This is a genomic window from Methylobacterium sp., from assembly GCF_019745455.1.
Taxonomy (GTDB): Bacteria; Pseudomonadota; Alphaproteobacteria; order Rhizobiales; family Beijerinckiaceae; genus Methylobacterium.
Genome location: NZ_JAIETD010000039.1, coordinates 1 through 4,785 on the forward strand (window position 1 = coordinate 1; position 4,785 = coordinate 4,785).

Annotated in this window: 7 protein-coding genes; 5 read left to right on the plus strand and 2 right to left on the minus strand. The window is 62.1% G+C overall.

Annotated elements, in window-relative coordinates; genetic code table 11:
* Positions 1-640 (minus strand): alpha/beta fold hydrolase (locus K2Y56_RS08875; protein ID WP_292507012.1); only part of this gene is annotated, 640 nt, incomplete at its 3' end.
* A gap of 234 nt (positions 641-874) precedes the next feature.
* Here K2Y56_RS08875 and K2Y56_RS08880 point away from each other — a divergent pair.
* The 5 genes from K2Y56_RS08880 to K2Y56_RS08900 all read left to right on the plus strand — a co-directional run bounded on the left by K2Y56_RS08880 (position 875) and on the right by K2Y56_RS08900 (position 4,099).
* Positions 875-1,750 (plus strand): LysR family transcriptional regulator, encoded by an 876-nt coding sequence (locus K2Y56_RS08880; RefSeq protein WP_292507017.1) that lies wholly within the window; start codon positions 875-877, stop codon positions 1,748-1,750.
* 145 nt (positions 1,751-1,895) lie between these two features.
* The gene (gene msrB / locus K2Y56_RS08885) at positions 1,896-2,339 is read left to right on the plus strand and encodes a peptide-methionine (R)-S-oxide reductase MsrB (RefSeq protein ID WP_292507013.1); all 444 of its coding nucleotides are present in this window, start codon (positions 1,896-1,898) and stop codon (positions 2,337-2,339) included.
* 1 nt (position 2,340) lies between these two features.
* A complete protein-coding gene (gene msrA / locus K2Y56_RS08890) occupies positions 2,341-2,880 on the plus strand; it encodes a peptide-methionine (S)-S-oxide reductase MsrA (protein WP_292507014.1) in 540 nt (179 codons plus the stop codon).
* 140 nt (positions 2,881-3,020) lie between these two features.
* Positions 3,021-3,725: a glutathione S-transferase N-terminal domain-containing protein gene (locus K2Y56_RS08895; RefSeq protein ID WP_292507018.1), complete on the plus strand. Its 705-nt coding sequence runs from the start codon at positions 3,021-3,023 to the stop codon at positions 3,723-3,725.
* The gene (locus K2Y56_RS08900) at positions 3,722-4,099 is read left to right on the plus strand and encodes a CorA family divalent cation transporter (RefSeq protein ID WP_292507015.1); all 378 of its coding nucleotides are present in this window, start codon (positions 3,722-3,724) and stop codon (positions 4,097-4,099) included. The genes K2Y56_RS08895 and K2Y56_RS08900 overlap by 4 nt, the downstream gene beginning before the upstream one ends.
* A 116-nt stretch (positions 4,100-4,215) precedes the next feature.
* Here the strand turns inward: K2Y56_RS08900 and K2Y56_RS08905 are convergent.
* On the minus strand, positions 4,216-4,785 hold a 570-nt coding region (locus tag K2Y56_RS08905), incomplete at its 5' end, for a transposase (protein ID WP_292507016.1).

Genomic DNA, 4,785 nt, shown 5'->3' on the forward strand with positions numbered 1-4,785 from the left:
CGACGAAGATGCGCGACGCGTGGTCGATGCCGACCACCTGATCCAGCGGAGAGTGCATGACCAGCACCGGACGTCGCAGAGAGGCAATGGCCTTCTCAACGTCGATCCCCTCAACCGCGTCTAGGAACCCGCGGCGAATGAGGAAGGGTCTACCGGCGATCTCCACCGAGGCCTCGCCCTCGCTCGCGATAGTGTCCAGATCGTTCGGTCCGAAGAGGCGCAAGATATGCTGAAGGTCTGCCGGCGCACCAATCGTCGCGACCGCCGCAACGTCAGGCAAGTCGGCGGCGGCCACGATCGCAGCGGTGCCACCCAGGCTGTGCCCGACGAGGAGGGACGGTGACATGCCCGCGGCCGCCATCGCCTTCGCGGCTGCCCGAAGGTCCTCGACGTCCGACGCGAAGTTCACAGGTTCTCCCGTCCCACCGCCGATCCCGGTTCCGGCGAAATCGAACCTCAAAACCCCGATGCCCGCACGCGACAGCGCACGCGAGATGTAAACAGCGGCGCGACTGTCTTTCCCGCAGGTGAAGCAGTGGGCGAATATCGCCCAGCCCCGCGGCGTCCCTTCCGGCGGTTCGAGGTGCCCGGAAAGCGGAGAACCACCACCACTAGCAAACGTGAATGTCTTTTCTGCCATGTCCGTCGAACCTCCAGCACGCGGCTTGGCGGTTACGCTCTCAGAACCTTCGACGGAGCTGAGCGGAGCGCACCGCCAACCAGTAGGCGTCATCTCAGGGCATCATTTATATGCTTGGCGCATATAGACAAGCCCCTAGACCATGATTATATGCGCCAGGCATATTTCTGCGACCTGCTTTCCGAAGGGGGTCTCATGGAAGCGGCATCAGGCAGGCGCATGGGCCAAAGGACTATGGAACTCAATCAAGTCAGCTATTTCATCAACTTGGCCGAGACGCTGAACTTCACAGCGGCTGCTCGCTTGAGCGGCGTGTCACAGCCAAGTCTGACCCGCGCGATCCGCCGCTTGGAAGATGAGCTTGGCGGGCCATTGATCTATCGCGACGGGAAGAACAGCCGCTTGACTGGCCTCGGCCAGGACGTCGAGGCAGAATTCCGGCGCATGGTGGTCGCGATGAAGAGCGTCCGCAATCACTCGGAGAACTGGGCGATGGGGGGGCACCGCGTGCTGGATGTCGCCGTCGCGCCCACTGTCGGACCGAAGGAGTTTACGGCCTTTTTCGAGAGCGCATTAACGGAGATGCCATCCATCGAAATCAAGCTGCACTCGCTCCAGTCGAACGAAGACACATCGGAGGTGCTTTCAGGAAAATACCACGCGTGCATCCTGCCGCGAGAAACAAGACCGGAACGCAAGCTGGATGTGCATCCTCTATTTCGGGAGCGCTTCGTGCTCGGCTGTTCTGCAAGCCATCCCTTGGCAGCCAGTGAGACTGTGCGGGGCGAAGATCTGCTTAAGTTTCCTTTCGTCGATCGCCTGAAATGCGAGTTTCGCGATCATGTCCTCGATCACTTCGCGCGGCGGGACTTGCTCATGCAACCCCGCTTTCGATCAGATCGCGAGGACTGGGTGCAACGGGTCGTCGCTGACGGCCACGCCATATGCATTCTTCCGGAGCGATCGGCTACGGCGAACGGCCTCGTCACTCGGCCGATCGACGGATTTGTTTTGGAGCGCGAAGTCGTGATCGCGACGGTATCCGGCTCAATGGCCCCGGTCGAGATACGGAGGATCGCGCAGCTGGCAGCTCGATACGGGTGGAACTAAGGCACAATGTAAGAATCTTCGGCGCTATGGAAACTATACGCGCAGCGTATTGGATTAATGCAAGGCGCACTGCGATAGTCGATGCGATGAATGAAATAATAGACGGCAGTGTGCCTGACCCGCGAGTTAAGTATTGGAGGCTGTCATGAAGTTTGAAAAGTCGCAGGTAGCAGTGGACCGCCTTACCCCCGAGCAACGCCGGATCACGCAGAATTCGGGGACCGAAAGGCCCTTCTCGGGCGAGCACAACGACAACAAGGAGCCTGGCATCTACGTCGACATTGTGTCGGGAGAGCCGCTGTTCGCTTCAACGGACAAGTTCGATTCGGGTACCGGTTGGCCCAGCTTCACCAAGCCGATCGTGCCGGCAAACGTGAACGAGGTGCGGGACAGCGCACACGGCATGGTCCGGACGGAGGTGAGGTCGGTACACGCCGACAGCCATCTCGGCCACGTGTTCCCGGATGGTCCTTCCGACCGCGGCGGTCTGCGCTACTGCATCAACTCAGCGTCCCTTCGCTTCATCCCCCGCGATAAGATGGAGGCCGAGGGATACGGCGAATATCTCGATCAGGTAGAGGAGGCTTAACGTGCATCAGCGCGCTATTCTCGCAGGCGGATGTTTCTGGGGCATGCAGGATCTCATCCGCAAGAGGCCCGGTATCGTCTCGACCCGTGTCGGTTACACCGGCGGCGATGTTCCGAACGCCACTTATCGCAATCACGGCACGCATGCCGAGGGGATCGAGATCGTCTTCGACCCGGCAGTGACGAGCTACCGGAACGTGCTGGAATATTTCTTTCAGATCCACGATCCGACAACGAAGAACCGCCAGGGCAATGATCGTGGGCTCTCCTACCGGTCGGGCATCTATTACGCCGACGAGGAGCAGAAGCGCGTCGCCGAGGAGACGATCGCCGATGTGGATGCCTCTGGCCTGTGGAATGGCAAAGTGGTCACCGAGGTCGAGCCAGTCGGCGATTTCTGGGAGGCCGAGCCGGACCACCAGGATTATCTGGAGAAGCGACCGGGCGGCTACACTTGTCACTTCCCCCGTCCCGGCTGGGTGCTTCCGAAACGCCCAAAGGCTGGGGCTGTGCAGCCTCCGGCCAGAACGGCAGCGGAGTAGGCTTTACTTCCGTTGCCGATGCGCCGGTTCGGTTCGCAATCTTGGTGACCGCGTCGTCCAACCACGCGGTCATCGAACCCTGCCTCGATGAGGTCGGTCATTCCATTCAGCCGCCGTCGCAGCATCAGGATCGCAGATTTATGCCAGACCTCTCGTCCTTTCCGATCACGCAGCGCTGGCCGGCATCTCATCCCGATCGCCTGCAACTTTACGCAGCTCCCACGCCGAATGGCGTCAAGGTGTCGATCATGCTGGAGGAGACTGGTCTGGCATACGAGCCCCACCTGATCGACATCTCGCACAACGAGTCGAAGGACCCGGCCTTCGTGTCATTGAACCCGAACGGCCGCATACCGGCGATCCTCGATCCGGCGGGCCCGGACGGCAACCCCATTGCCGTTTGGGAATCCGGTGCGATCCTCATCTACTTGGCCGACAAGACGGGCCAGTTCATCTCCACCGCACCCGCCCAACGTTACGAGACCTTGGCCTGGGTGTTCTTCCAGGTGTCGGGCATTGGGCCGACCTTCGGTCAGCTTGGCTTTTTCCTGCGATTTGCCGGTAAGGACGATGAAGACAAGCGGCCGCAACAGCGCTTTGCCGACGAATCCAAGCGTCTCCTCGGGATCCTGGATCGCCGGCTGGAAGGCCGCGACTGGATCGTCGACGACTATTCGATCGCGGACATCGCGACGCTCGGCTGGGTGAACGCGCTGGTCGAATTCTACGCTGCTGGCGACATCCTTGGCCTCAGCAGCTATTCGAACCTGCAAGCATGGCTCGCACGCGGGCTGGCTCGACCGGCCGTACGGCGTGGCCTGCACATCCCTGCGAAGCCGGCATGAGCATCATCGCCGCCTATTATTACAACGAAGGCAAGCGTGTCCGGGAAATCGCGATCGATGAGCACGTCCAGCAGGATAAAGGTCGCTCGGGCTTCTGCTGGATAGCGCTTCGCGAGCCGACCGCTGACGAACTTCACGCGGTCCAAGCGACGTATCACCTCCATCCGTTGGCAATCGACAACGCGATGCACCCACTCTGCCCGCCCAAGCTCGAAGTCTACAACGGTGAGCTGTACATCGTCGCTCAGACCGCCGAGCTGGTCGGCGACCGGATCCGATATGGCAAGACGGCGATCTTCACCGGCCACAATCATCTCATCAGCGTGCGGCACGGCAACGGCGGAGCGTTAGCAGGTTGCGGAAATTCGCCTTGATGTCGGCGGGTTGGCTGGCATTGGCCCGGGAATAGCCTTCGATTATGTGCCGGATCGCCCGCTTTTGAGCGGCTCTCCGGCGTTTCTTACCGACGCTGGACGCATTTCGAGCGTGGTCACGCCGCAGCCCCCAGCAGCTTCGGCAGCCGCACCAGGTTGTAGGCGGCGGCGCGCAGCGTGAAGGCCCAGCCGACACGTGCCAGCCCGCGCAGCCGCATCCGACGCAGCCCCGCCACCTCCTTGCCCCAGCCGAACACCTCCTCGATCCGCTTGCGGATGCGCTGGCTGACCACATAGCCCGCATGCCGCGTCGTGCGGCCATCGATCGCCGAGCGGCGCCCATTCCTGTGCTGCGCCACATGCGGCGTCACGCCGATCGCGCGCATCGCCGCCACAAACCCCTGGGTGTCATAGTTCTTGTCCGCGCCCAGCGTGGTCCGCCCCGCCCGGGCCAGCGAGGCCATCATCGCCTGCCCCGCGTCGCGTTCCGCCGTGCCGGTCGCCCGCGTCGTCGTCTCCCCCACCACCAGCCCGTGGCGGTTCTCCATCACCACATGCCCCGCGTAGCAGAGCCTGACTGCCTGGCCGTTCGACTTGCGCGCCAGGCGCGCATCCGGATCGGTCGTGGATGCGTGCGTCTCGTTGCTCCGCTTCTCACCGTGGAAGTCCCGCTCGCCGTTGCGCCC

Coding starts and splice junctions, on each gene's coding strand:
- K2Y56_RS08880 (WP_292507017.1), top strand. CDS start 875: ATGGAACTCAATCAAGTCAGCTATTTCATCAACTTGGCCGAGACGCTG.
- msrB (WP_292507013.1), top strand. CDS start 1,896: ATGAAGTTTGAAAAGTCGCAGGTAGCAGTGGACCGCCTTACCCCCGAG.
- K2Y56_RS08900 (WP_292507015.1), top strand. CDS start 3,722: ATGAGCATCATCGCCGCCTATTATTACAACGAAGGCAAGCGTGTCCGG.
- K2Y56_RS08895 (WP_292507018.1), top strand. CDS start 3,021: ATGCCAGACCTCTCGTCCTTTCCGATCACGCAGCGCTGGCCGGCATCT.